Source organism: Rubrilithobacter danxiaensis, assembly GCF_047272945.1.
Lineage (GTDB): Bacteria > Bacteroidota > Bacteroidia > Sphingobacteriales > Sphingobacteriaceae > Rubrolithibacter > Rubrolithibacter danxiaensis.
On record NZ_JBKOPS010000007.1, the window covers coordinates 227,268 to 251,525 of the forward strand.

A 24,258-nucleotide genomic window follows, 5' to 3' on the forward strand; every position below is an offset into this window, starting at 1 on the left:
CGTTGTTTGCAAACTTGAATGTTCTGCACACCTCATTCAAGCCTTCTTAACGCTGCTCAGCGCTCCCTTTGGATTATGTCCGCTGAAGCACACAAGTAATAGAGCATTCACTTTACATATAAAAATCAGCCGTTTTGAACTATCTCTCCCAACTTAGCCACGTCCTGTAAATTATATGGCGTTTCCTGGTAAACGAAGTAATTGAGCCAGTTATTGAAAAGTAAATTCGCATGACTTGTCCAGCAAACCAATGGAGCATTCTCCGGATTATCATCCCGGTAATAGTTTTTCGGTACAGGCACACCAAGGCCTTTCTTTACATCCCTGACATACTCCTCGTGCAGGGTTAGCGGAGCGTATTCTGAGTGACCGGTAAGATAAAATTCACGCCCGCCCCTGGAAGATATAATGGCGGCTCCTGCATCCGGAGATTCTGACAGGATTCGAAGATCTTCTTTATCTGCTAAATCCGATTTTAGTATGGTGGTATGCCTGCTATGAGGAATAAAGAACTCATCGTCAAAGCCCCTTAACAAGGAGTGGCCCTTTTCAGTTGCAGTATGTTTAAACACCCCGGATAGTTTTTCATCCAATGGCTTTTTTTCTACCCCATAAAAATGATAAAGTGCAGCTTGCGAGGCCCAGCAGATATAGAGTGTTGAGGTTACGTGTTTTCTGGCCCAATCAAAGATCTCGGTGATCTCCTGCCAGTAGGTTACCTGCTCAAACTCCAGCATTTCTACAGGAGCACCGGTAATGATCAAACCATCATAGAAGTTCTCCTTTACTTCATGAAAGCTTTTATAGAACATTTCCAGATGCTCTTCCGATGTATTTTTAGAAGTGTGTGAATCAAGCCTTAAAAATTCTACTTCAACCTGCAGAGGATTATTGGATAACAAACGAACAAAATCCGTCTCGGCTGTTATTTTAAGAGGCATCAGGTTAAGTATGAGTACCTTCATCGGGCGAATATCCTGCGTATTTGCCCGCAGATCACTCATTACAAATATGTTTTCCTTCTTTAACAGCTCTATAGCAGGTAAATTATTCGGAATTTTAACTGGCATTACTTCTCCCTTGTTCTTATTTAACGCGAAAATAAGAATAATAACGCTGAACTCTAAACTAAGAGAAGCTCTGTGACTGTCTCATGGCAATTCTGAAACATTAATAAGTTATTACGCTAACCTTATTACCTGGAACCTGAAGGCATTTTTTGAGGTTCGGTAGTAGGGCCATGTACAATAATTTTACCGTTTTTTACATCCATTCTATCAATAAACACTACTCGTTCCGGACCTGTCCTGGTTGTTCGTCCGTGATAAACGCAAAACATCTCCTTACCGTCCGGAGAGTAAGCGATGCTATTATGCCCGGTACCGGAAACAATGCCACCTTTATCTGTATTCTTACGCAACACCGGATTATTGTCTGCCTTTTTAAAAGGGCCTAAAGGTGAAGAAGAAGTGCCGTAACCCACTGCGTAATGCTCTCCGCCAAAATGATTAGCAGAATACATAATGTAATAAATGCCGTCCTTTTTAAACGTCACCGAACCTTCTGTCCAGCGCCGGTTAACTTCACCGGTAGTTACAGAAAGGCTTTCCCACTCGGCTTGCTTGTCGTTTAACTTTACAGGAGGCCGAAGCAATAATACCGGTTGTCCTATCACACCCGAAAAGTCGGGTTTCAGTTCTACACCGTAAACCCAGCTTTCTTCAATTTCGTTATACTTACCGCTTTTCCTTGCCTGCTCTGCTATTTCGCTCTTTACAGGATGTTTATAAGCAGCCCGCGAATAATATAAATACGACCTGCCGTCTGTATCAAAAAACACATTTGCATCAATAATGGGATACCCAGGATCGAAGAGAGGTTTCGGTGCCAGGTCAACAAAGGGCCCTGTAGGTTTATCGGAAACAGCAACACCAATCCTGAAATTTTCTGCTTCTTTTGCAGGGTTAACCTTCCACTGTGCACTGTAAAAGAGGTAAAACTTACCTTTTACTTCATAAACTTCAGGAGCCCAATACGCTCCGCCCCAACCGGCGTTCGGATCGCTCCAGCCATTTTTATTGTCATGAAAATACACCTGTCCTTCCGGCTTCCAATTGACTAGATCTTTAGATGAATATGCCGAAAAGCCCCGGTCTGCTCCTCCCCCTGTTCCGTACATGTAATACATGCCTTTACTAAATAATACAAAGGGATCACCTAACTCAACTTTTAGCGGATTTGTATAAACGGCCTCCTGACTGCTTGAATTTGTCTGAGCTATTACAGGCTTCGCCAGCACTTCAGTAAAAAGAATAAAAAGCAATACTATTTTTCTCATATAGAACCAATTTCAGTGGTAGCAAAACTAAAAAATTAATAAATATCAATGCAATCTGCAAAACCAACTATTCATGCCGGCTTAATATTGGGTTAATTTCTGCTCTTCCGAATTTGTAATTCCGGAGAGCGATAGGGTAAAATACTTTAACCAATAGTAAGGAACTATAATGCCGCAATCGACCCCCTAAATTGTCTTCCTATGCCTCACATCCTTCTTATATAATATCTTAAATTTATACTATCAAATTCACCTAAAAAAGCGTACTTATGAAAACACTGCAATTTACACAGGAAATTAATGCACCTGCTCAAAAAGTCTGGGATATACTCTGGAACGAAGCCACATATCCCCAATGGACAGCCCCTTTTAATCCCGACCCCAACGGCGGTTCTGTTATGCAAAGTGATTGGAAAACAGGCGGAAAAACATTCTTCATGGATACGAAGGGCAACGGGATGGTTAGTACCATAAAAACAATGAATCAGCCGTATGAAATTGTATTTGAGCATTTAGGCGAAGTTATCGACGGAAAAGAAGATACAACGAGTGAAAAAGTAAAGAGTTGGGCAGGGTCTCTGGAAGCATATAACCTGTCCGAAAACAATGGGGTTACCACTCTTAAAGCTTCCGTACAAACAGGCGAGGAATGGGCAGACATGATGAACAACGGCTTTACTAAGGGCCTGGAAATAGTAAAGAAAATCTCTGAACAGTAAACACCTTTAAAAAATCAGATTATGGAAACTCCCGCAGCCAGATCTCTGGCAGTCATCATCCCCGGCTATCGCATGCGCAGCCAAACCTTCAACAACATGCTCGCCGGTATTCAGGAAGCGGATGCGCAAATCCGTGTCGAAAATAAAACGAACCATTTCACCTGGATGGTTGGCAACCTGGTTAACACCCGGTACTGGCTGGCAGGCATATTAGGTATGCCGGAAAAGGACCCTCATGAAGACTTGTTTAAGGATGCAAAAGCACTGGATATAAATGCCATATACCCCTCGCTTGAAGAGCTAAAGAAGGAGTGGCATAAGATATCCCCTCTTTTATATCAAAAGCTCTTACATATTGAAGAGGCAGAACTTCTGAAGCCCTACGAATTCGGGATGAATATTTCGTACGTGGAAGAGAACAAACTCAACATGGTGGGTATGTGCATAGACCGCGAAAGCTACCTTTTAGGACAATTAGGCCTGATGCGAAAGATTTTAAATTACCCCGGTGTCAGATACGATGTGGATGATAACTTAGGCTATTAACTGCTCATAAATTACATCCAAATGTTGGTGTGGTACGCAGCTGGATTTGTCCGCTGTGTACTTGCACTTTCTTCAAAATTTCTTAACACTAAATCCGGTAACAAAAAATGATGCAGATTTAGAATCTGCGTTATCTAAAATTTGGAATACTTTTAAGAACATTCCAAAAAGCAAAAATTCCTTTTGTCTTAACAACATGCCTTTGTTCAGTGGAGACTTCGAATCTAACGAGTAACAAATTTCATATCAAATCGTCAAATTACAGGATTAACTAATTTTAAATACAAAACCTGTTTGAATGACTCTTGAGATTTTTTTACGTTACCTGCACTTCATCAGCATTTTTACCGTATTCAGTTCTTTAGTTGCCGAGCATATTTTACTAAAGAAAACGCTAACCCGGAAAGAAATAGGTCGTATTGCAGGAATTGACGCTATTTACGGCATTGCAGCTTTAAGCATTTTGGTTGCCGGACTAACTTTATGGTTTGGAGATGTAGGTAAACCGGCAGCATTCTATAGCGCTAACTGGATTTTCCACACCAAGATTACCTTGTTTGTTCTTGTCGGATTGCTTTCTATCTACCCTACTGTATTCTTCATCCGGCAACGGAAAGGCAGTCAGGACGAAGCAGTTGAAATACCCAAAACAGTATTTCTATGCCTCCGGATCGAATTACTTTTGCTTGTTATTATTCCCCTACTGGCAGCGCTAATGGCTAAAGGGGTGGGATATTTCGGATAACAAGTTTAATTTTTTCCTCGCACTAAAATGTCCGGGCTTGGCAGGACAATTTGTTTGTGTCCTGCCTCTTTTAACTCCTTGCACTGTTAAAACTCCAGTATAAAACCGAGAGAGGGCAGCGGGCGACCAGATTTGTTTGTAAGTATAACCGGTATTGCATTACTTCCATCCATTTCCACAGGTAAATCGTTTGTAGTTTCAAAGCCTGTATTATCCGCATTACGTTTAAATGTAAAGTTCGGGTTGCTTTCGTTTTCCTGCATGAGCAGATTTTGAATATCCAGATAGGCGGTTAGTGAAGTTTTGCGAAAATTAAATTTCTTATCTACCCGAAAGTCAAGCTGATTATATGCTGAAAGCCTGCTTTCATTGAGCAACTGCATATCCGGTATACCTTGCCCCAGCAGCATATAGTTAGCCTGCGATGCTGTTATATCAAAAGACGTATACGGATTTCCACCGGCATACCGATATTTTACACCTATCTCCCAGTTGTTCTTAAACTTGTACCCCAGTGTTCCGGTCAACAGGTGTCTGTTATCCCAGGAAGAAGGTTTCAGCATACCGTCCAAGCCTGAAAAGCGACTGACCACGTAGGAGTAGCTGATCACGTAGAATATATTTCGGGTCATTTTCTGCTGCACAAAAAACTCAATGCCATAAGCTTCACCCCTACCATTCGTAATCAGCCGCTCACTTCCAACAGATCCATACTGAGTTCCCTGGTTAACCATAGAAACTCCGGTTGATGCAGATACAGGGTAGTCAGAATATTTTTTATAAAATCCCTCCAGTGTAAACCGGAGTGAATTTTTTGGCAGATATTCGGTTCCGAGTACGAAATGTGTAGAACGGGTATAGTCCATGTCTTTATTCACAAATTCGCCATTCTCCCGGTATCCGAGTGCGGTGTACACCGGTGTCTTGAAGTAAATGCCTGAAGATGCATTCAGGTTCCACTGATTATTTATACGATAGGATACTGAAAGACGTGGAGAAAATGTTTTGAAAGGGTTGCCGCCTGTGTTTGTAAAGCTGTTCATGTCCATGCGGAGCCCACCGGAAACAAGCAGATTATCGTCAAAAAAACGTTTGGCTGCCTGTGCAAACAGTCCGTACCTCCAAAACCTGACTTCGCTGTTGAATTCAATTACTTTTTCGGGTGAAAAGATATTGCCGGCTGCATCTTTTACTTCATTCAGCAGTTTATTATACACATCTCCTGAATATCCTGCATACTGAGCATCCATACCCGCAGAATATCGCCATCCGTTGAGGTATTTATTGTAATTAAACCGGAATTTATTTTCCCATTCACGCGAATTAACTAATAAGGTGCGGTTTTGTTCAACCTTCTTTTCATCTTCAAATTTATCAAGTTTGGTATTGAACACATTCCTGCTCAGGGTAAAATTAATAAACCCATTGCTGATTTTTCTGTTCAGATTGAACCCCGCCGTATAAGTCCACTGGTTGATATAAGGCGTGGATCGCAGCACATAAATATTTTCAGGTGACGATTTTCTTGTAGGCGCAAAATGAAATCTATCGATTGCGCCCAGGCCGATGGCGGTCAGAGTAGTCTTGTTATTGAATTTGTGATTGACCTTGTATTGGAAATCAGAAAAATTTGGGCGGATAGGCAAATCAATTAATTTAAACAAAAGTGCCAGGTAAGATGCCCGGGCAGAACTTAAGAAAGTGGTCTTTGACGAAAGCGGGCCTTCCAGGGTAAGGGCACTTTCCGTCAGACTCGTCCGCACATTTCCCGAAATACGTTCAGGATTTCCGTTTCTTTGGTTGATTACGAATGTTGACGACAGTGCATCGTTATATTTCGCGTCAAATGCTGAAGTTGTCAGCTTCAGGCTTTCAATAAACGAAACGTTTAAAATACCTTGTGCTCCCCCCGAACTTCCCTGCGTTTGAAAATGATTCAACACCGGTATTTCAATTCCATCCAGATAGTAAACATTTTCATTCGGCGCACCACCCCGTATAATAATGTCGTTTCGTTCGCCCACACCATTACTCAAGCCCACTCCCGGCAATGTTTGCACCACTTTTGAAACATCGAAATTTCCACCCGGGTTCGACTGAATTTCCTGTGAAGTAAGCTGCTGTACGGAAAGGGGTGTAATCATATCTGTGGCAATGGCCGTGACATTTTTGTTAAAAGTAACAACAACACCTTCCAGCGACTTTGCCTCTGCAATCATTTGGAACCGGATAATGCGGTCATTACCGGCTCCTACTTCAATATTAAACAAAGTGTTGGACTCATAGCCCAGAGAACTGGCCGTAACCGAATAGCTTCCCACAGGCAGTGAAATTTTAAAAGCTCCTGCACTGTCTGTTATAGTGCTTAAAGAGGTCCCATTTACAGCTATCGTCACACCCGGCAACGCTTGCGTAGTATTTTTGTCTTCTACCGTTCCAATTAAATTTCCGTTTCGTTGTGCGAGTGTAGTGAGCATCCAAAACAGGAAACAGATACAAAAAAATACGAGCTTAGCAACCTTCTTCATGCCGTTATTTTATGATTGCAAAACAAGCACTCCTGAAGAGAAAATAAAATTTTATATTCAAAAAGCAGCCATTGATTCCTGAAGGGCATCTAATGCAAGTAAATAAACTGATGTTCATGTCATGCTGTACGGGATGTTAGTTTTAGCGCATCCTGTACAACTTAATAAAGCAGATTTAAAATCTTCAATTATCTCTTTTCCTTTATTCTTGTTCTTTTGTCTTAACACAAAAGAACCAAAAAGTCAAGGCTTAACAGTTTTAGCTAAAAGTTTAACTGAAGGCTTATCTGCAAGCCGAGCCCTGGGAATGGTTTGAGCAAAGTGTAAGCCGTTACACCACTTCTCCGTCTTGCTTCCCTTCCTGCTGAATGAATGTTTCTGCAAGCCTTTCATTTAAACTTTCTTAACGCTAAAGACTGTAATGCCGGATATACGTTGCAACATCGTACACACTTGTGCGGAGCCTGTGAAAGACAAACGAACAAAAAACCACATCTCTCTCATAGTGCGAAGAGCGTCAGCCCGAGACAAACGGCGGGCCAGTGGAGCCCTGCGGGCTGAAGCTTCGTTTGTCTCTTGAACTTTTGGTCCTTTTCTTTCAAGAGAAAAGGACTAAGCCCGCCCGGCTATGAGGGCAATAAAGGTATTCTTGTTCTTTTGTCTTTACACAAAAGAACCAAAAAGTCAAGGCTTAACAGTTTTAGCTAAAAGTTTAACTGAAGGCTTATCTGCAAGCCAAGCCGTGGAATGGAAGAGCATTATGCAAGCCACTACTCCACTTCTCCGTCTTGCTTCCCTTCCTGCAAATCAAATGTTTCTGCAAGCCTTCATTCAAACTTTCTTAACGCTAAAGACTGTAATGCCGGATTCCCGTTGCAACAACGTACATACCCTCAGGCGGAGCCTGTGAAAGACAAACAAACAAAAAATCACATCTTTCACATAGTACGAAGAGCGCCGGCCGGAGACAAACGCGGGCCAGTGGAGCCTTGCGGGCTGAAGCTTCGTTTGTCTCTTGATTTATTCGCAGATTTAGTTTTTCTTTCAATGGAGCTCATGCTTGCTTCGCAGGTTTGGATACTTTTGTATCAAGGTAAAAGTATCTAGGCCCGCCCGGCTATGAGGGCAATAAAACCTTTGTTCTTTTGTCTTAACACAAAAGAACCAAAAAGTCAAGGCTTAACAGTTTTAGCTAAAGACTGTAATGCCGAATTCCCGTTGCATAACGTGCACACTTGTGCGGAGCCTGTGAAAGACAAACGAACAAAAAATCACATCTCTCACATAGTACGAAGAGCGCCGGCCTGAGACAAACGGCGGGCCAGTGGAGCCTTGCGGGCTGAAGCTTCGTTTGTCTCTTGACTTTTGCGGAACTTTTTGTCAAGAAAAAGTTCCTAGGCCTGCCCGGCTATGAGGGCAAATAAACAAAGTAATCACCTATTCACATTATGCGCTTATATAGGTGAAAACATCAGGAATATAGGTTTGTAAACTTTCTCGCTCATTGCCGCGAAAGCTAGTTGTTATTCACATATGATTTAATTTTTGAAGGCGTTCATGCTTTCGCTTCGCTCAGGTTTGTCTTACACAAAAGAACCAAAAAGTCAAGGCTTAACAGTTTTAGCTAAAAGTTTAACTGAAAGCTGATCCTTTCGAAGTATTATTCCTCCCTTCACAAGTTCCCTTTCTCTAAACTAAAAAAAGCCCTCATTACCCTACCAAAACCGTACTTTGTTCGTACCATCTTCGGGAGTTTGCGAACATGGTACGAACAGTTCCCGAAGAAGCCCCGAACAAAAGGCCTTTTTTTAACACCTTTTCCCGAACAGGAAGCCATGTCTTTACAGCCCATTTAGGTAGTTAAAAAATTAAAAATTTGGATATTAAAAAAATTGCCATTAACTTAAATCTAATTAACCAAGTATAACTCAAGGCCGGACACAGTCGATTCGCTCTCGCTTACTTTCCGAACCGCTAGATTCCTGTCTTCTTAATCGTAGTTTGTATGGACCAGTTTGCAGAGCAAAACAGGCTTCACAACGTTGAACGTATGTTGATGGAGTTGCTTCAGAAAGTAAATGAGAAAGAAAAAAAAGCGAAAGACAAAAAACGGAACCTCTTTAAAAAGGCCTGGCTTACTTCGCAGGAAGTAATGTTCCTGCTGGATATCAGCGAACGGACGCTTACCAAATGGCGTTCGGAAAAGATCCTGGTTTATTCACAGATAAAGGGGAAGTCGTACTACAAGTCGAAGGACTTAAAAGACTTGCTTAAAAGAAATTATGGCAAAACCGAAGGGCTTTAAAATGAGCGAGCTGAATTTAACTGCTACAAGAACAGCACTGCAAAGTTGAAACTAAACCCGGTTGAAGCGGATACCGGCCCGTGCCGAATGCTGGTGGCGTATGAGCGTAAAACGGGACTGCGGAAAGTAGAAAGCAGTATTGCAGCGTTTTCTAACTTTATAAAAACTGATATTGCAGGATATGCTATTTTAAGGTATAGTCAAGGCTTTTCCTTTTTCATCTGCTATCAATCTCCCCGATCCAATTTTTTATCTTATATTAAACCTTGATTAACCAGCCAATAAACCAACATGAAAAGTAAGAACCTGGTATACTGCCTGATGGGTGTATCGATCCTGGCATATACCTGCAAGGTAAAAATGCCTACCCTTGCCGATGAGCAGGCAAGTTTAAATAAACCGGTACAAACAGATCCTTCCACCGTTCCGCTTACGCCTGAACAAAGCCAGAAAGCTTTCCGGGTTCCCGCAGGCTATCACATGGAGCTGGTGGCCAGCGAGCCGATGATACACGAGCCGGTAGCTATAGCGTGGGACGGCGATGCGAAAATGTATGTGGCACAAATGGAGACCTATACCCAGGATGCCGACGGCAGCGGCACTAAAAATAAAATAAGCCGTGTGATGTTGCTCGAGGATACCGACAACGACGGCAAAATGGATAAAAGTTCTGTCTTTATTGATAAGCTGCTGTTGCCGAGGATGCTTTTATGCGTAAACCACGAGCTGCTGGTGAACGAGACCGACACCTACGATATTTTCAGTTACAAGGATACCAATGGTGATGGCGTTGCCGATCAGGTAAAGCCGGTATATACGCCGGGAAAAGTGGCTCCGGGAAACCTTGAACATCAGCGAAGCGGTCTGGACTGGAACCTGGATAACTATATTTACCAGACGGTTGACCCGGTACGTTTCCGGTACGTGGGCGGGATACTGCAGCCCGATTCTCTCCCCAGCGGATCAAATGGGCAGTGGGGATTAACGCATGATAATTACGGCCGCCTGTTCTTTAGCCGGGCAGGTGGTGAGAATGCGGGGTCGGGCTTCCAGATCAACCCCGCTTACGGGGCTTTGGAATTTGCGGATGCGTACAATGAGGAAAGTTTTGGAGCGGTTTGGTCGGCTATTTCGAACCAGGATGCGCAGGGCGGACTTAAAAGGCTGCGGGCAGACAGCACTCTGAACCATGTTACTTCCGCTAACGGCCAGTCTATTTTCCGTGGGAATAACCTTCCGGCAGATCTGGTGGGAGATTATTTGATTGCTGAGCCTGTTGCCCGTATTATACGCCGTGCCAAAGTTGTAAACCGGGAAGGGAAAACCTACCTCGAGAAAATGTACGGCAACAAAGAGTTTATATCCAGCACCGACTTTTATTTCAGGCCGGTTAACACCTATACAGGGCCTGACGGCAACTTTTATGTAGTGGACATGAACAGGGGCATTATACAGGAATCGCAATGGACTCCGAAAGGAAGCTACCTGCGGGGAAAAATTGAGCAGTACGGACTGGATAAAATTAACCAGCGGGGGCGCATCTGGCGCCTGGTTCATGAAGGGTATAAGAAAAAAACAGTGAAGCCCCACCTGCTGGATGTTCCTGCCGGTACGCTGGTAAACTACCTCGATCATCCCAATGGCTGGTGGAGAGACAATGCGCAGAAGCAGCTTGTTATCCTCGGCGACCGCTCGGTTGTTCCGGCATAAAAACAGATTGCTTCGGGCCTTCCGGGCTCGCTCAAACAAAAACCTTCAGCCTTGGGCCGGCTTCACGCCCTGTGGACACTGGAGGGTTTGAATGCCATCGACAAAGAGATACTTCATACGGCGATGAAAGATACGGACCCGCAGGTACGAAGAGCAGCGATCTGGATCAGCGAACCGTATATAAAACAGCAGGATGAGGAAATGATCAGCCTGCTGGCGGGTATGGTATCTGACGAAAACTTTGACGTTAAAACACAACTGGTACTCTCCTTAGCAGCAAGTAAAAATGAAAAGGCAATACAGATCGTTCAGGAGATCCTTGCGCAAAACCCCAATAACCAAATGCTTGCGGCTGCCAAGGCGAGCGTAGATAAAAATGAAGATATTAAAAAATACGGCAGAAAGCTCGCCAATCTTTCTGCTGCAGACAGGAAGCTGGTGATGGATGGTGCCGTTATCTTTAAAGGTTTCTGCTCTGCCTGTCACGGCGCCGATGGAAAAGGCCTTGCCAGTGCGGCGGCGCCTCCCCTGATTGGGTCTAAACACCTTACCGGCGATAAAGAGATTGCTATCCGTATTCTTTTACACGGCTTAACTGGGCCTGTTGAAGGTAAAACTTATTCGGCAGACATGCCTGCACTGAAAGATAATACGGATGAATGGATTGCCTCGGTATTAAGCTATGCCCGCCATGAATTTACTGAAAATACGCGTGGCAGAAGAAACCCGTCTTCCGTAATAATACAGGCGGCAGACATAAAAAAAGTAAGGGAGCAGTTTCCATCAAAAACAAGTCCGTGGAAAGTGTCAGAATTAGAAGCGCTTACTTCTTCTTCAACAAATTAAAACGCTAAGCAGCAAGCGTAACAATTCGAATAGCTGCCGAACCTTTTGGGGTATTATTTTTAACTTGGATAAACCATAACCAATAAAACCATGAAAGATCAGCACCTATCCAGACGTAAGTTTCTGGGTACTGCAGTACTGGCAGCTGCCGGTATTGCATTAACTTCCAAATCCGGCTTCGGTATGCCTGCCTACATTAAAAATCTGGGCAAGCCAAATTCCATGTTTAACGGTGTACAAGTTGGTGCCATAACATACTCCTGGAGAAGCCTTCCGGACGATGCCGAAAGTGTACTGAAGTATGCGGTTAACTGTAATATCAGCGCCATCGAACTGATGGGCAACACTGCCGAATCCTTTGCCGGCCTTCCTGCAAGTCCACGCACCAATGGCCCCTGGGTAAAACCAGCTGACCGGACCCCGGAACAAAAAGCGGCATTTGCGGAAGCTGCTAAAAAAGCGGCAGACTGGAGAGCATCCGTATCCATGGATAAGTTTGAAACCCTGCGGAAAATGTATAAGGATGCGGGGGTTATGATTTATGCTTATAAACCCAATGCCCTGAGTGTAAATAACACGGATGCCGAAATTGATTATGCATTAAGAGCAGCAAAAGCGCTGGGAGCCAGCCATGTTACGGTAGAAATGCCGGAAGATCCGGCTCAAACGCAACGCCTGGGTAAAATGGCTGCAAAACACGGTGTGTATGTTGCCTATCACGGGCACGAACAGCAGACTCCTACGTTCTGGGATCAGTCAATGCAGCAGTCAGACTACAACGCTATGAACCTGGACATGGGTCATTATACCGCTGCCGGCTACGATGCTTTGGCAGAAATTAAAAAATACCATCAGCATATTAAAAGCATGCACGTAAAGGACCGGCAGAACAAAGCGCATGGTGGTGCAAATCTTCCCTGGGGCGAAGGCGATACGCCTATCATCCAGGCTCTTCAGCTCATGCAGAAAAATAAATACACTTTTCCGGCCACTATCGAACTGGAATACAAGATCCCGGAAGGTTCTGACGCGGTTAAAGAAACCATCAAGTGTGTGGAGTATGCAAGAAAAGCCTTAAATGCTTAGAATGTGTAGGAATGGGCGATGAGTGTCATTGCCCATCCTGCGCTTGTTGGAGCATTATTCACCAGGATAACCAGACACTGCTACTATTACTATCCCTGAGATTCCTCCCTATCGTCGGAATGACGCTGCATGTTCATTTCCAACAAAAAACGTCCTGTCCAGACATCCATCCAAACACATCCCGATCCTTCCATCCTCAAATAAAAATTTAAATTAAAAACCACCAAATCTTATAACCTTTCGCCCCATTTACCGTATGTGAAAACGGATTTTGATGAGTAAATCCAATTAATAAGAAGAATAGATGAAGAAAGTGTACTATTATGCAGCAGTCCTTGGTGTAACAGCCATGGGAATGATTGTGTCGTGTAAAAAAGAGACTAAGTTAAATCCGGGGAAGGTAATTCTGAATACCGAAACGGATAACCGGTTAAAAACGTATCCTGATGGTGAAATTGTGCCGGTGGTTAATTACGGCGATCAGCGATTAATGTCTCTGAAGAATCCGGGTAGGATTGCTTCTACAGATATTTCATCAGGGTATAATCTGAAGCTGGTTGCGGAAGTAGAAGCCCCTAAATACGAGGGAAAGACATTACAGGCTACCGAAGTAGCTATAGCAGGCAACCGTGCCTACGTATCCTACAATACCCAGGGTGAAACGTATTTAGGCGCTGTGGATGTACTTGACATTACCAATGCCACACCCAAACTGTTGCAAAGCGCAGTTACTCCGGGCATTGATATCAGCTCTGTAACATCAGACAATACTAATCTATATATTGCAGGTGCTGTTAATATTGATCAAAATCCTGATTTTACTTCTCCCGCAGTAGTAAGCCGCATCAGCATAAGCAATGGCTTGTTAACCGATCAAATTACGAATGTAAAATTAGGCGGCTATGTAGCTAACAGTGTAAGTATAAGCGATAATGACGTTTTTGTTACCAGTGGAAATACAAACGGAGGTGTTTCTGTCATTGACAAAAACAGTCTGACAGTGAAGAAAACTATTGCTCTTGACGGAGCAAAGGATATTGCTGTTAATTCTTCTGAGTTTACCGTTCTTTCGGGTGCCTATGCAGGTGCTGCGAAACAAACCCTGGGAGTTTACGACAGAACTACTTACCAGTTGAAACGTTCTTCGGATGTTCCTGCCGGAATTAATTCAGATGCCAAATCAAACATCGCGGCAACGGCTAATGCTATTCTGCTTTCTAACGGAACTGCCGGTATTACCATGTGGAGTTCAACTTCCGGTACAAAGCTGGATGCTATTAACCTGCCCTCTGTTATTGAAAACATTGCACAGGAAGACATTTATACCAATTCAGTTTCTGTTGCCGACAACTATGTGTACGGCGCTAACGGAGCTGCCGGACTGGTAGTGTCGAGAGTTAACAGCCAGAAGACAGGGCTTGAAATCATGGGTATTGCGGATGTTACTGGTTCGGCCAATTATGTAAAAGCTGCCAATGGATTAATTTTTGTTGCATCAGGAAAAGGAGGCTTACAGATTTACAAATTGGAAAGTAAGGCGGTTGCGCCTCCGGTTGCTACTACTCCTTCATGTGAAAGCCGCCTTGTACTTGCATCCAATCCTTTAGGCTGGTATAATAACAATTCGGGTTCAAAAGAATATTACCGCGGATCAGCTATGCTGGGAGGATTGAATGTAAACGATGTGTTTGATTATTGCGGATCGCTGCTTGTTTTGAGTACCACCAATATCAATTCAAACGGACAGTTAAATGTGAATGGCTCACTTGCGGTAAACGGTACTTTGAATGTGAATAAAACATTAAAAGTTGGAGGTGATTTAACAGCGGGAACTTTAACGCTTAACAGTAACGGAAATGTAGAGATGCTTACCTCAGCTGACCTGGTTGTTAAAGGAAACATGACCTTGAATTCCGGTTCAGTACTTAAAGTAAGAGGAAATCTTGAAATTGACAGGGATTTTACGTTCAACGGCGGTACTATTGAATTTATAGGCGATGACTGCTCTGTGCAGATCAAAGGAAAAGTTTACGGTGCCGGCGGAAATATTACAGGAACCTATAAAGGAAAAATAAAATAAAGGTACTTACTCATCCTTAAAAGCCCCGTAATAACCGGGGCTTTTCTGTTTTTAGGACTTGTTTGTAAGAGTAGTGATTTATAACTATTTTCCTTTTGTCTTGATACAAAAGAATAAAAGATCAGGCTTAATTGCTGATAAACTTACGTCATGTTGAGCGGAGTCGAAGCATTGTTCCTCACGGAAAACCATATGTGCACTGCTACTATCCCTGAGATTCCTCCTATCGCCGGAATGAGGCTTATGTTCGTTCAAACTTTCTTAAGGCAAATCTGTAAGTCTGATAACACAATTTCTTGCAGATACATCAGGATGAGACAGACTTGAATCAGATTCATACAGGAATAAATGCAGGTATTTTTTATTTTTGCCGGTATTGAGAATAAAATAAACCTCATGAAAATTTCACCTGTATTCGCTCTTTCATTTGTATCTGTTATGTTATCTGCTCAATTCTGTTTAGCACAAAACAGGGATACAACAACCCTGGATAGTATTACAGTTCGCGGAACCGGTCCGCATCATCTTTCAGACATAAAAGGAGTATCTGTTTACTCGGGTAAAAAAACAAATGTTGTTTACCTCGAATCCGGAAAGTCAAATCTGGCTGTAAACAATACCAGGATGACTGTCTCAGAAATTCCGGGAATAAATGTATGGGAAATGGATGGAGCGGGAACACAGATAAACATAGGAACCCGCGGAACTGACGCCCATCGCTCCATAGAAATGAACATGCGTCAGAACGGCTACAATATCAATTCGGATGTTTTTGGTTATCCTGAAGCTCATTATACTCCTCCGATGCAGGGCGTTGGCGAGATGCAACTGGTAAGAGGTTCAGCAGCACTGCAATTTGGAAGCCAGTTTGGCGGAATGTTCAATTACGTGATGAAAGAAGCGGATACAACCCGACAATTCAGCATAGAAAGTGAGCAGACAGCAGGTTCTGACAAATTCTTTAACTCATTCAATGCTATTGGTGGTAAAAGCGGAAATTGGATCTATTACGCCTATTTTGATCAGCGGAATGGTGACGGCTGGCGAGACAACGCCGCTTTTAATTACCAGGCATATTATTCAAATCTAACCTATCAGTTCAATCAGAAAGGTAGTTTAAGCTTTCAGTTTTCAAGAATGAACTACCGGCAGCAAATTGCAGGCGGATTAACGGACGAACAATTTAATCAGGATTCAAGACAAAGCACCCGTTTCAGAAATTATTTCAGGCCAATAATCAATATTCCCGCTTTAATTTTTAATTACGATCTTAGTAAGTCAACCAAACTGCAGATAAGTGCTCACAGCCTTTTTGGCGAAAGAAGCAGCGTTCAGTTTATTGCGGCTCCCAATGTAGCGGATACCATCAATTTAACCCTTAATTCATACAATCCCCGCCAGGTAGATCGGGATTACTACAATGGGTTTACTACCGAAGCTCGTATTTTGCAGCAATACCGGATAGGAAATTTAACAAGCATCTTAAGCGGTGGAATACGGTATTTTACCGAACTAACCAAGAGACGCCAGAAAGGACAAGGAACTGCCGGCACTGACTTTGATCTGAGTCTGAATGGAGCTTATGGCATTGACCTTCGCCTCCACACCGATAATTACGCTATTTTTGCTGAGAATATATTCCAGCTCAGTTCCCGTTTTTCAATAACTCCCGGTTTTAGATACGAGATAATAAAAACTTCATTAAAAGGAGTAATAAATAATGCATCTGTTCCCGTTAATTATACCGGCGACCGAAACTTTCCTTTATTTGGTACGGGCCTGCAATACCAGGTAAGTAATGAAACTCAGCTATACGGTAATATTTCTCAGGCTTACCGGCCTTATATATATGCAAATGTAACCCCTGCCGACCGGTTAGATGTGATCGATCCGAACTTAAAAGATAGTAAAGGTTACGATATCGATTTAGGCTATCGTGGACATTTGTCTCCCTTCTTCCGGTTTGATGTTAACGGTTTTTACCTGTACTACGGAAATCGTGTGGGCTTACTGACCCAGACAGGAAGCGATGGTCTTGCGCATCTTTTTACTACCAACATTGGTAATGCGGTTGCTAAAGGAGTTGAAGCATATGCAGAGCTGTCTCTTAAAAACCTGTTATTTAAGAATACACAGATGGTCGACATGAAGGTATTTAATTCATTATCTTACACACACGCCCGTTATACTTCCGGTATGCTGAATCAGTCTGGCAGTAATAAATCCCTTGCAGGGAATCGTGTGGAAGGAACTCCTGACTGGATTAACCGCACAGGCGTATCGTTTTTAAATAAACACATTTCCACTACGCTGCAATTAAGTTATGTAAGCAAAAGTTATAGCGATGCCGGAAATACAATTCAGAATGCTATCGGTTCTGTAGGTATCGTTCCGGCTTATTCTGTATTAGACTGGGCATTTACCTGGAGTTTTTTGAAAAACTATCACATTACCGCGAATGTAAACAACATTGCAGATGCCAAATACTTTACAAGGCGGATAAACATGTATCCCGGGCCCGGTATTTTACCGGCAGAAGGCAGAACATTTAATGTTGGTTTGGGAATTAAACTGTAATATAAAGTTCCCTTACAAACAAAAACTATACGTCTTGCTAAGTGGAGTCAAAGCATTATTCCTCAGGGAAGACCATAAGAGCCATGCTCCTATCACAAAGATTCCTCCTGTCGTGGGAATGACGGCTTTATGTTTAGAATAAAAGAACTATAATATTTTCCCTTACTTTATCAACTCCATGTTAGCATCGAACTTCTGAGACTGGCCGGGTTTTAACTGAAGCCCGATCAGCTTATCACCATAGTATACTTTGCATGCTCCTCCGTTAATACTGTAAATAGTGGCGGCCAGAAGTTTATTATCTTTCCATTCCATATCTACTTCAAAACCTCCCCTTGCCCGCATACCTGTAACTTTGCCATCTTTCCAGCTGTCAGGAATTGCAGGAAGCAAATGAATAAACCCTTCCTGGCTTTGCAGCATCATCTCTCCCATTCCGGAAATTCCACCAAAATTGCCGTCGATCTGGAAAGGTGGATGAGCACAAAAAAGATTGGTATAAGAACCACCGCCACCGGAATAATTCGTCCCCTCAACGCCTGTGAGATGTAATAAATTCCTCAACAGTTTGTATGCATGATTACCATCGTGAAGCCGTGCCCAAAAATTAATTTTCCAGGCAATACTCCAGCCTGTTCCTTCATCCCCACGCAGTTCAAGGGTTTTTCTTGCAGCTGCAGCAAATTGCGGAGTAGTAAGCGGAGATATCTGCCTTCCGGGATGCAAACCGAACAGGTGTGAAACATGACGGTGGTGTGGTTCGGCCTCTTCCCAGTCTTTATACCATTCCTGCAGGTTACCTTTACGCCCCACCTGTAAGGGGTATAATTTACTCCGCTTTTCTATCAGCAGTTTCCTGAATTCAGCATCTGTTCCCAATTGTTCCGAGGCTTCTATCAGGTTGGTAAACAGATCCCAGATGATCGACATATCCATTGTAGTAGCAACCGATATACTTCCTTTTTCGCCATTTTCTGTAATAAAAACATTTTCCGGAGAAGAAGCAGGAGCGGTAACAAGGTAACCGTTCTCATCTTCTACTAGCCAGTCGAGGCAAAACAAAGCGGCTTCTTTCATCAGCGGATACGCTGTCTGTTTAAGAAACGTTTTATCCCCGCTGAAACTGTAATGTTCCCATAAATGCTGACTGAGCCAGGGGCTTCCCATTGTCCAGTTAGCCCAGGTAGGGCTGCCTTTACCCAAATCGCCTACCGGATTTGAGGTGGCCCAGATATCTGAATTGTGGTGAACGGCCCATCCCCGTGCCTTATAAAAGTTTTGGGCAGTTTCTTTTCCGGTTATCGCAGTTTCTTTAATAAATTCCATTAAGGGGAGGTGCATCTCCGACAGATTCAGCATCTCTGCAGGCCAGTAATTCATCTGCAGATTGATATTTGTTGTAAAATTACTGCTCCATGGGGCTCTTAAGATAGGGTTCCAGATGCCCTGAAGATTTGCTGGAATTCCTCCCGGCCTGGAACAGGATATAAGCAGGTAACGGCCGTACTGGAAGTACAAAGATTCAAGAGAGGGATCAGAAGCACCATCGGCATAGCGCATTAAACGTTCCAGCGTAGAAAGCGATGACCCGGCATTGTTATTCAGGGAGAAAGTGACCCGGTTAAAATACTTCTGATAATCTTTAATGTGTTCTTTTTTAATATCTTCAAAACTTTTCCTGAATGCTTTATTTAAATAAGATGCAGCTATAGCAGATTCATCCTTCCCTTCTTTATCAGGGCATTTGTTGAAGCCGTTGTAGCTGGTAGCCGCCGAAACATACAGCACTACTTCAGTCGCATTTCTAACATGCAGTCTGTCAGTATCTGTTGTTACCTCCCCTCCCTTGTTTTTTGCTTTTACCCGAAGCTCATAACGCATACCGCGACAGCTTCCTGCCTCTTCGTATTGAACCGGTTCAGGTTTGTCGTTTACATAATTTGGATCGGCATGCGAAGGCGCCTTGCCTTTCATTACCAGTTCATCTTTACCTGTCACCTGGTGGGTAAACCTTAAAAGGCTGTTGGTGACTACGTCAAAATTCAGTTTCGCTTTCTTGTCAGCTGTTATCCGTATCACGATCACCTGATCTGGAGCGGATACCAAAACTTCCCGTGTATATTCCGTATCTCCTATTTTAAACCTTGTTGAACTGACAGCAGTGGAAATATCAAGATCCCGGTAATACGATACAGGCTTACCGGCAACGTGCTGTTTGATGATCAGATTTCCCAAAGGCATGTACGACTCAGTATACAGGCCCTGCATCTTTTTGCACAGTTCTTCACCTTTAGCATAATCTCCCCGGAATAATGCTTCCCGGATTTGTGCTAAATATTTTGGCGCTTCGGGGTTTGGGTTGAGGTTGGCAGGCCCTCCGGACCACAGCGTTTCTTCATTTAAATGAATGAGTTCCTCATTTACTCCTCCGTAAACCATGGCACCCAAGCGGCCATTTCCCAATGGCATCGCGTCTGTCCAGACCTTAGCCGGTTCTTTGTACCAGAGTTTTAGATCGTTTTGTGCAAACGCAGAAACGGTTATGAGTGTCAGAAGAAAAAAAAGGCACTTTTTAAATTGGAATAATAACAAAAAATCTGTCATACCTATCCTGTTTAACTAAATAGTTTATTTTGCTAAAATGGTAAAATTGCTACTAAACATAGGCATATATTGAAATAGTTACCGAATGATAACAGAAAATATTTTTTTCAAATGCACCTTAGTATTGTTTGAAAATTTAAAGGAAACAGGACTTAGAACATAAAGTTTTTTTTCAAGAAATAGAAAACTACAAAAGATAACACTGTTTATTGAATACTGGTATGCTCTTCTTTCATTAATACATTCAAGGCCATATTGAAATAAGCCTTATCTTTGATGGTGCTTATAAATTTACTTCAGCTCTTTCTGCTTTTTATTGCCTTAAACAAACCTGTTGAAAGCAATTTAAAAAACACAAGCTATAAGCAGCCGAATGCGGCAAAAACTGAAGCTGCCGAGACGGTAAAGACATCACCTAACTATCCTTATGCTTTTTTCCTTAGTAATGCAGCGTATGCGCATTCAATTGCTGAACGGGTAGTAAAAGCGTATTACGGTTTTACCAGGGTTGCCTCTATCTTACCCGAGCTCGCAACTGGCTTTGTAGTTTTATGGATCTCAGTCTTTCTGGCTGAATCCATATGCGCTGAATTTTATCGTCTTATCTTATTTCCCTTTCATGTGTTCTGGTGAGAATTCTGATTTCTTTTAACATTATTTAAACATCAGATTTTTCATATTAAAAAACACATAAAATGAGTGAAATAGTAAAAAACATACTCACTCTTGTTATTTTTTTGGCTGTAATTATGCTTCCGATAGTAATTATAAACCGTCAGACTAAACGGAGAAAACAAGAGAAAATGAAACAGAAGCTCGGACATATTGCTTCCAAATATCATTTAACCATTTACAAAGAAGAGTTTTTAGGGCATAAGATCATTGCACTTGATTCAGTAAAAAGAACATTAATCTTTGCAGACACACTCGCAGGTGAACCTGAACTTGTTGTAGATCTGGATTCATATAAAGAGGTGAAAATCGTACGTAAAGAACATGAAGGAATGGTACAATCAATATGTTTGGTGCTCACAGATAAAAACAAACAAATAAACGTTCCTTTTTATGAAAGCAGGGTCGACAACGAAATGCACCTGAAACAGATTTCAGATAAAACAGATAACTGGCAAAGAGAAATAGCTTCTTTGATTAAGCCTGTTTAATTATTACGGTATCTGGTGCATTCGCACCGGATACCGCTTTTTAACTAATAAACCCATAATAATAACATCAGGATTTGCTTTTGAAGTTTTTCAAATAGTATGTAAACGACAATAAAAAGTACCGGCCTAAAGAGGTGTTTCTCATATCCTGAATATAATTTGTTTCTACCGACCTGCTGATGCTGTTATTCTGATTCAGAATATCGAACACATTCAGCTTAATCTCTGTTCGATCTTTAAAGAACGTATGGCCGACGGCGGCATTCCATAAAGTAAACCGCTGATCAAATTCGCTACCTAAGCCGTTATATTGCTGGTAATTCAGATCATTATCCAGAATAAATCCTTTTTTTGTTGTCCATGTAAACCGGAATGATCCGCGGTAGATCTGGTAGGTATCGTTCAACTGGCGTTGCAAACTATTGGTCACCTTGTTAATATTAATATTGTTAGAAAGGGTGAAATCGATTCTTTCGCTAATATTGCTTGACAGCACAAAGCCGGCACCTCCGGAATAGGTTCTCGACTTATTTTCGCTATTATTTATTATTCCGGGATTAATAGTATATCCAATGTCAGCATTCAGGTTAAGGTTTGACTTCATAAAAGTAAGGGGTAAACCATAAGCCATTACTCCGCGGTATGATTCGAAACCGCTTACGTTTACCGGCTGTGACAACTGTACGCCCTGCCGTAAAAAATTCCATTAAGGGTGGTATCGGCCGCAGCCAGAAAAGTCGCATTGGTAATATACTGCTGTGTAAAGCGGGCATTGAGAAAAACAAAAAAGTTTTGATTGTTTTGCTGGTTCACGCTGTTATACCGGGCAATTATGTTATGATTATACTGCTGTTTCAGATCAGGATTTCCTGCATCGAGAAATAAGGGATTGGTATTATCAATTACATTCTGCAGATCCTGTATAGAAGGTGCAGAAACATTCGTCCTGTAGTTTATCTGTAGATTTTTACCTCTCCCGGGCCGGTAACTAAACTGAAGGGATGGAAGTATATTATCAAAACTGCGGTTAAAACGAGCAGTTTCAGGAAAAATCTGTGTGCTGCGAAGGTTGGCATTCTGATAATTTATACCAGCGCTGAACTGGATCTTGTTTTTTCTGAATTGGTATTCGGTGCTGAAACGATTGGTAAAATAATCGTTATTAAAACCGTTTGATAAAGAGTCTATATATTCTGAGTAACTATTTGTAACGGGATCATAGGTATAGCTGGTACGTTCGGAGTTACCATTACGGGTTGAAGCATTGTAACTAAAACGCAGAACACCTGTTGTGCTTACCGGTTCGGTATAACTGATCTTTCCGGTGATAGTATTGGTATTGCTATTATTATCTGTTAATTGATTGATCTGTTCTGTGGCAGGCGCATCGTTTTGATAAAACTGATTTAAAGCTGTTAAATTATTCTTTCCCTCCCTGGAATTAAGATCAGTGCTGAGGCTGATGGTAAACGTTCTTCCTCTTTTTTCAAAGGCATGCCGGAAAAGTGCTTCGCCGGAAACGGTATAAGCTGAAACTTTATTGTTCGAATTATTACCTGATTGGTTGAGAAGTGTATTTTGAAGCATTGTACTCCCGTTACTATTATTTTCCGAACGATTTGTTTGTAAATTTATTCGCGGTGTAAAAACCAGTTGGTTTTTATCATCAAAATTATGTTCTAAACGTAAATTGAAACGATGGTTGAAATTGTTATTTGCTGAATAATTACTCTCATTATATAACTGTTCTTCACTTGTAAAATAACTTCTCTCAAGCAGTTGGTCATTCGTATTATTACTGTTATTGAAGAAATAACTTCCGATGATACTTGAATTCTTACCGTACGAGTCACTGTAATTAATTCCTATGGAATTAGTACGGGTTATACCACTTTGCTGACCCACCAGAAAATTGGATGCTGCTCCGCCTCCACCCATTCTGTTTCCTCCCGAACCGCCCCTTCGCATGTTTCCTCCTGCCCTTCCGCCGCCTCTTCGTCCACCATTAGAACCGAGTGCTCCGGCAATATCCTGCATAGAAAAATTCTGCTGATTAATATTGTTTGATAAACCGATAACGGAGATTCGCTGATCCTGGTTAAAAAGGTTTATGTTACCTCCTGCAATATACCGTTCATCATTTCCGTACCCGCCCAACACTTTACCGAACTGTCCGTTTCTACGATCAGCACGGGTGACAATATTGATTGTCTTGGTGGTTTCGCCGCTGTTAAAGCCTGAAAACCGATCCTGATCACTTTGCCTGTTATAGACTTCAATTCTATCCACAACTTCGACGGGAAGATTTCTTAGTGCAGCAGTAGCGTCCTGTCCGAAGAATTCCTTCCGTCTACCAATACCTGTTGAACATCTTCACCCTGTGATGTAACAGTTCCGTTTTCTACCGTTACTCCCGGCATTTTTCTGACCAGCTCCTCCGTATTTGCATTCGGATTGGTTTTATAGGAACGGGCATTATAGCTAACAGTATCACCATTTACCGTTGCCGGCGGTGTTTGCCCTACTACTGTTACCTGCTGCAGCTGCCACGATTCTACCGTAAGTAAGATAGCGCCTAAATCAAGTGCAGCGTTTTTTATGGTGATATTTCGCTGATACCTTCCATACCCGATATAGGTTATCTCTAACTGATAGGAACCCGGAGTAACATCGGCAAACACAAAACCTCCGTTTGCATCTGCAGAAGTTGATTTCGATACAGTACTTTTCGCTACATCGGTAAGACTCACCCTGGCTCCAACCAATGGTTCACGACTACTGCTGTCTGCTACAAGCCCTTTTACTACTACTGTTTGTGCGTCGGTAAATTTTGCAAAGGCGAATAAAAAAATAAACGCCGCAAAAAGAGATTTCATGGCGGTATGACGGCAGAAAGCACAAGGAGTTTAATCTTGGTAGAAAAGATTAAAACGAAAGTAAAATTATTATCACCCTGAATCTCTTCAATGACCGTAAGCTAAACTCTCATCTAGCCAGCTCTCCTAATGATC

At 42.3% G+C, this 24,258-nt stretch carries 19 protein-coding genes; 12 read left to right on the forward strand and 7 right to left on the reverse strand.

Translation table 11 applies throughout. The features are described from left to right. Window positions 1–125: 125 nt before the first annotated feature. Window positions 126–1,070: a homoserine O-acetyltransferase MetA gene (metA, locus tag ACLCDL_RS11315; protein ID WP_423148410.1), complete on the reverse strand. Its 945-nt coding sequence runs from the start codon at window positions 1,068–1,070 to the stop codon at window positions 126–128. 125 nt (window positions 1,071–1,195) lie between these two features. Next, a complete protein-coding gene (locus ACLCDL_RS11320; protein WP_423148411.1) occupies window positions 1,196–2,338 on the reverse strand; it encodes a glycoside hydrolase family 43 protein in 1,143 nt (380 codons plus the stop codon). Between the two features lie 269 nt (window positions 2,339–2,607). Here ACLCDL_RS11320 and ACLCDL_RS11325 point away from each other — a divergent pair, with 269 nt between their 5' ends. The 3 genes from ACLCDL_RS11325 to ACLCDL_RS11335 all read left to right on the forward strand — a co-directional run bounded on the left by ACLCDL_RS11325 (window position 2,608) and on the right by ACLCDL_RS11335 (window position 4,348). After that, the gene (locus tag ACLCDL_RS11325; protein ID WP_423148412.1) at window positions 2,608–3,057 is read left to right on the forward strand and encodes an SRPBCC family protein; all 450 of its coding nucleotides are present in this window, start codon (window positions 2,608–2,610) and stop codon (window positions 3,055–3,057) included. 21 nt (window positions 3,058–3,078) lie between these two features. Next, window positions 3,079–3,603: a DinB family protein gene (locus ACLCDL_RS11330; protein ID WP_423148413.1), complete on the forward strand. Its 525-nt coding sequence runs from the start codon at window positions 3,079–3,081 to the stop codon at window positions 3,601–3,603. 298 nt (window positions 3,604–3,901) lie between these two features. Continuing rightward, on the forward strand, window positions 3,902–4,348 hold the full coding sequence (locus tag ACLCDL_RS11335; protein ID WP_423148414.1) for a DUF2214 family protein: 447 nt from the start codon (window positions 3,902–3,904) through the stop codon (window positions 4,346–4,348). An 86-nt stretch (window positions 4,349–4,434) separates the two neighbouring features. Here ACLCDL_RS11335 and ACLCDL_RS11340 read toward each other — a convergent pair whose 3' ends face one another. Next, the gene (locus ACLCDL_RS11340; protein ID WP_423148415.1) at window positions 4,435–6,876 is read right to left on the reverse strand and encodes a TonB-dependent receptor; all 2,442 of its coding nucleotides are present in this window, start codon (window positions 6,874–6,876) and stop codon (window positions 4,435–4,437) included. Between the two features lie 747 nt (window positions 6,877–7,623). Between ACLCDL_RS11340 and ACLCDL_RS11345 the strand changes: the two genes are divergently transcribed. From ACLCDL_RS11345 to ACLCDL_RS11375, 7 genes are all read left to right on the forward strand, one after another. Continuing rightward, complete coding sequence (locus tag ACLCDL_RS11345) at window positions 7,624–7,983, forward strand: hypothetical protein (protein WP_423148416.1); 360 nt, start codon at window positions 7,624–7,626, stop codon at window positions 7,981–7,983. An 898-nt stretch (window positions 7,984–8,881) separates the two neighbouring features. Further along, window positions 8,882–9,181 (forward strand): helix-turn-helix domain-containing protein, encoded by a 300-nt coding sequence (locus ACLCDL_RS11350; RefSeq protein WP_423148417.1) that lies wholly within the window; start codon window positions 8,882–8,884, stop codon window positions 9,179–9,181. 291 nt (window positions 9,182–9,472) lie between these two features. Then, window positions 9,473–10,891, forward strand: coding sequence for a DUF7133 domain-containing protein (locus ACLCDL_RS11355; RefSeq protein WP_423148418.1), 1,419 nt, complete (start codon window positions 9,473–9,475; stop codon window positions 10,889–10,891). A gap of 51 nt (window positions 10,892–10,942) precedes the next feature. Further along, window positions 10,943–11,737: a HEAT repeat domain-containing protein gene (locus ACLCDL_RS11360; RefSeq protein WP_423148419.1), complete on the forward strand. Its 795-nt coding sequence runs from the start codon at window positions 10,943–10,945 to the stop codon at window positions 11,735–11,737. A gap of 90 nt (window positions 11,738–11,827) precedes the next feature. Further along, on the forward strand, window positions 11,828–12,823 hold the full coding sequence (locus ACLCDL_RS11365) for a sugar phosphate isomerase/epimerase family protein (protein WP_423148420.1): 996 nt from the start codon (window positions 11,828–11,830) through the stop codon (window positions 12,821–12,823). Window positions 12,824–13,127: 304 nt separating this feature from the next. Further along, entirely contained in the window at window positions 13,128–14,903 is a 1,776-nt protein-coding gene (locus ACLCDL_RS11370) for a hypothetical protein (RefSeq protein WP_423148421.1), read from the forward strand. Between the two features lie 891 nt (window positions 14,904–15,794). After that, window positions 15,795–17,480, forward strand: coding sequence for a TonB-dependent receptor family protein (locus tag ACLCDL_RS11375; protein ID WP_423148459.1), 1,686 nt, complete (start codon window positions 15,795–15,797; stop codon window positions 17,478–17,480). Window positions 17,481–17,642: 162 nt separating this feature from the next. On the opposite strand, the gene ACLCDL_RS11380 is transcribed toward ACLCDL_RS11375, so the two are convergent. Beyond that, window positions 17,643–20,084, reverse strand: a complete 2,442-nt coding sequence (locus ACLCDL_RS11380) for a glycoside hydrolase family 95 protein (protein WP_423148422.1) — start codon at window positions 20,082–20,084, stop codon at window positions 17,643–17,645. 276 nt (window positions 20,085–20,360) lie between these two features. On the opposite strand from ACLCDL_RS11380, the gene ACLCDL_RS11385 reads away from it, so the two are divergent. Both ACLCDL_RS11385 and ACLCDL_RS11390 read left to right on the forward strand, forming a co-directional pair. Beyond that, complete coding sequence (locus ACLCDL_RS11385) at window positions 20,361–20,717, forward strand: hypothetical protein (RefSeq protein WP_423148423.1); 357 nt, start codon at window positions 20,361–20,363, stop codon at window positions 20,715–20,717. A gap of 62 nt (window positions 20,718–20,779) precedes the next feature. After that, the gene (locus ACLCDL_RS11390; protein WP_423148424.1) at window positions 20,780–21,247 is read left to right on the forward strand and encodes a hypothetical protein; all 468 of its coding nucleotides are present in this window, start codon (window positions 20,780–20,782) and stop codon (window positions 21,245–21,247) included. Window positions 21,248–21,314: 67 nt separating this feature from the next. On the opposite strand, the gene ACLCDL_RS11395 is transcribed toward ACLCDL_RS11390, so the two are convergent. Genes ACLCDL_RS11395 through ACLCDL_RS11405 form a run of 3 tightly spaced genes read right to left on the reverse strand, consistent with a single transcriptional unit; the run spans window position 21,315 to window position 24,123 of the window. Next, the gene (locus ACLCDL_RS11395; protein ID WP_423148425.1) at window positions 21,315–21,926 is read right to left on the reverse strand and encodes an outer membrane beta-barrel protein; all 612 of its coding nucleotides are present in this window, start codon (window positions 21,924–21,926) and stop codon (window positions 21,315–21,317) included. After that, the gene (locus ACLCDL_RS11400; RefSeq protein ID WP_423148426.1) at window positions 21,911–23,536 is read right to left on the reverse strand and encodes an outer membrane beta-barrel protein; all 1,626 of its coding nucleotides are present in this window, start codon (window positions 23,534–23,536) and stop codon (window positions 21,911–21,913) included. The genes ACLCDL_RS11395 and ACLCDL_RS11400 overlap by 16 nt, the downstream gene beginning before the upstream one ends. A 20-nt stretch (window positions 23,537–23,556) precedes the next feature. Beyond that, on the reverse strand, window positions 23,557–24,123 hold the full coding sequence (locus ACLCDL_RS11405) for a carboxypeptidase regulatory-like domain-containing protein (RefSeq protein WP_423148427.1): 567 nt from the start codon (window positions 24,121–24,123) through the stop codon (window positions 23,557–23,559). Window positions 24,124–24,258 lie beyond the last annotated feature (135 nt).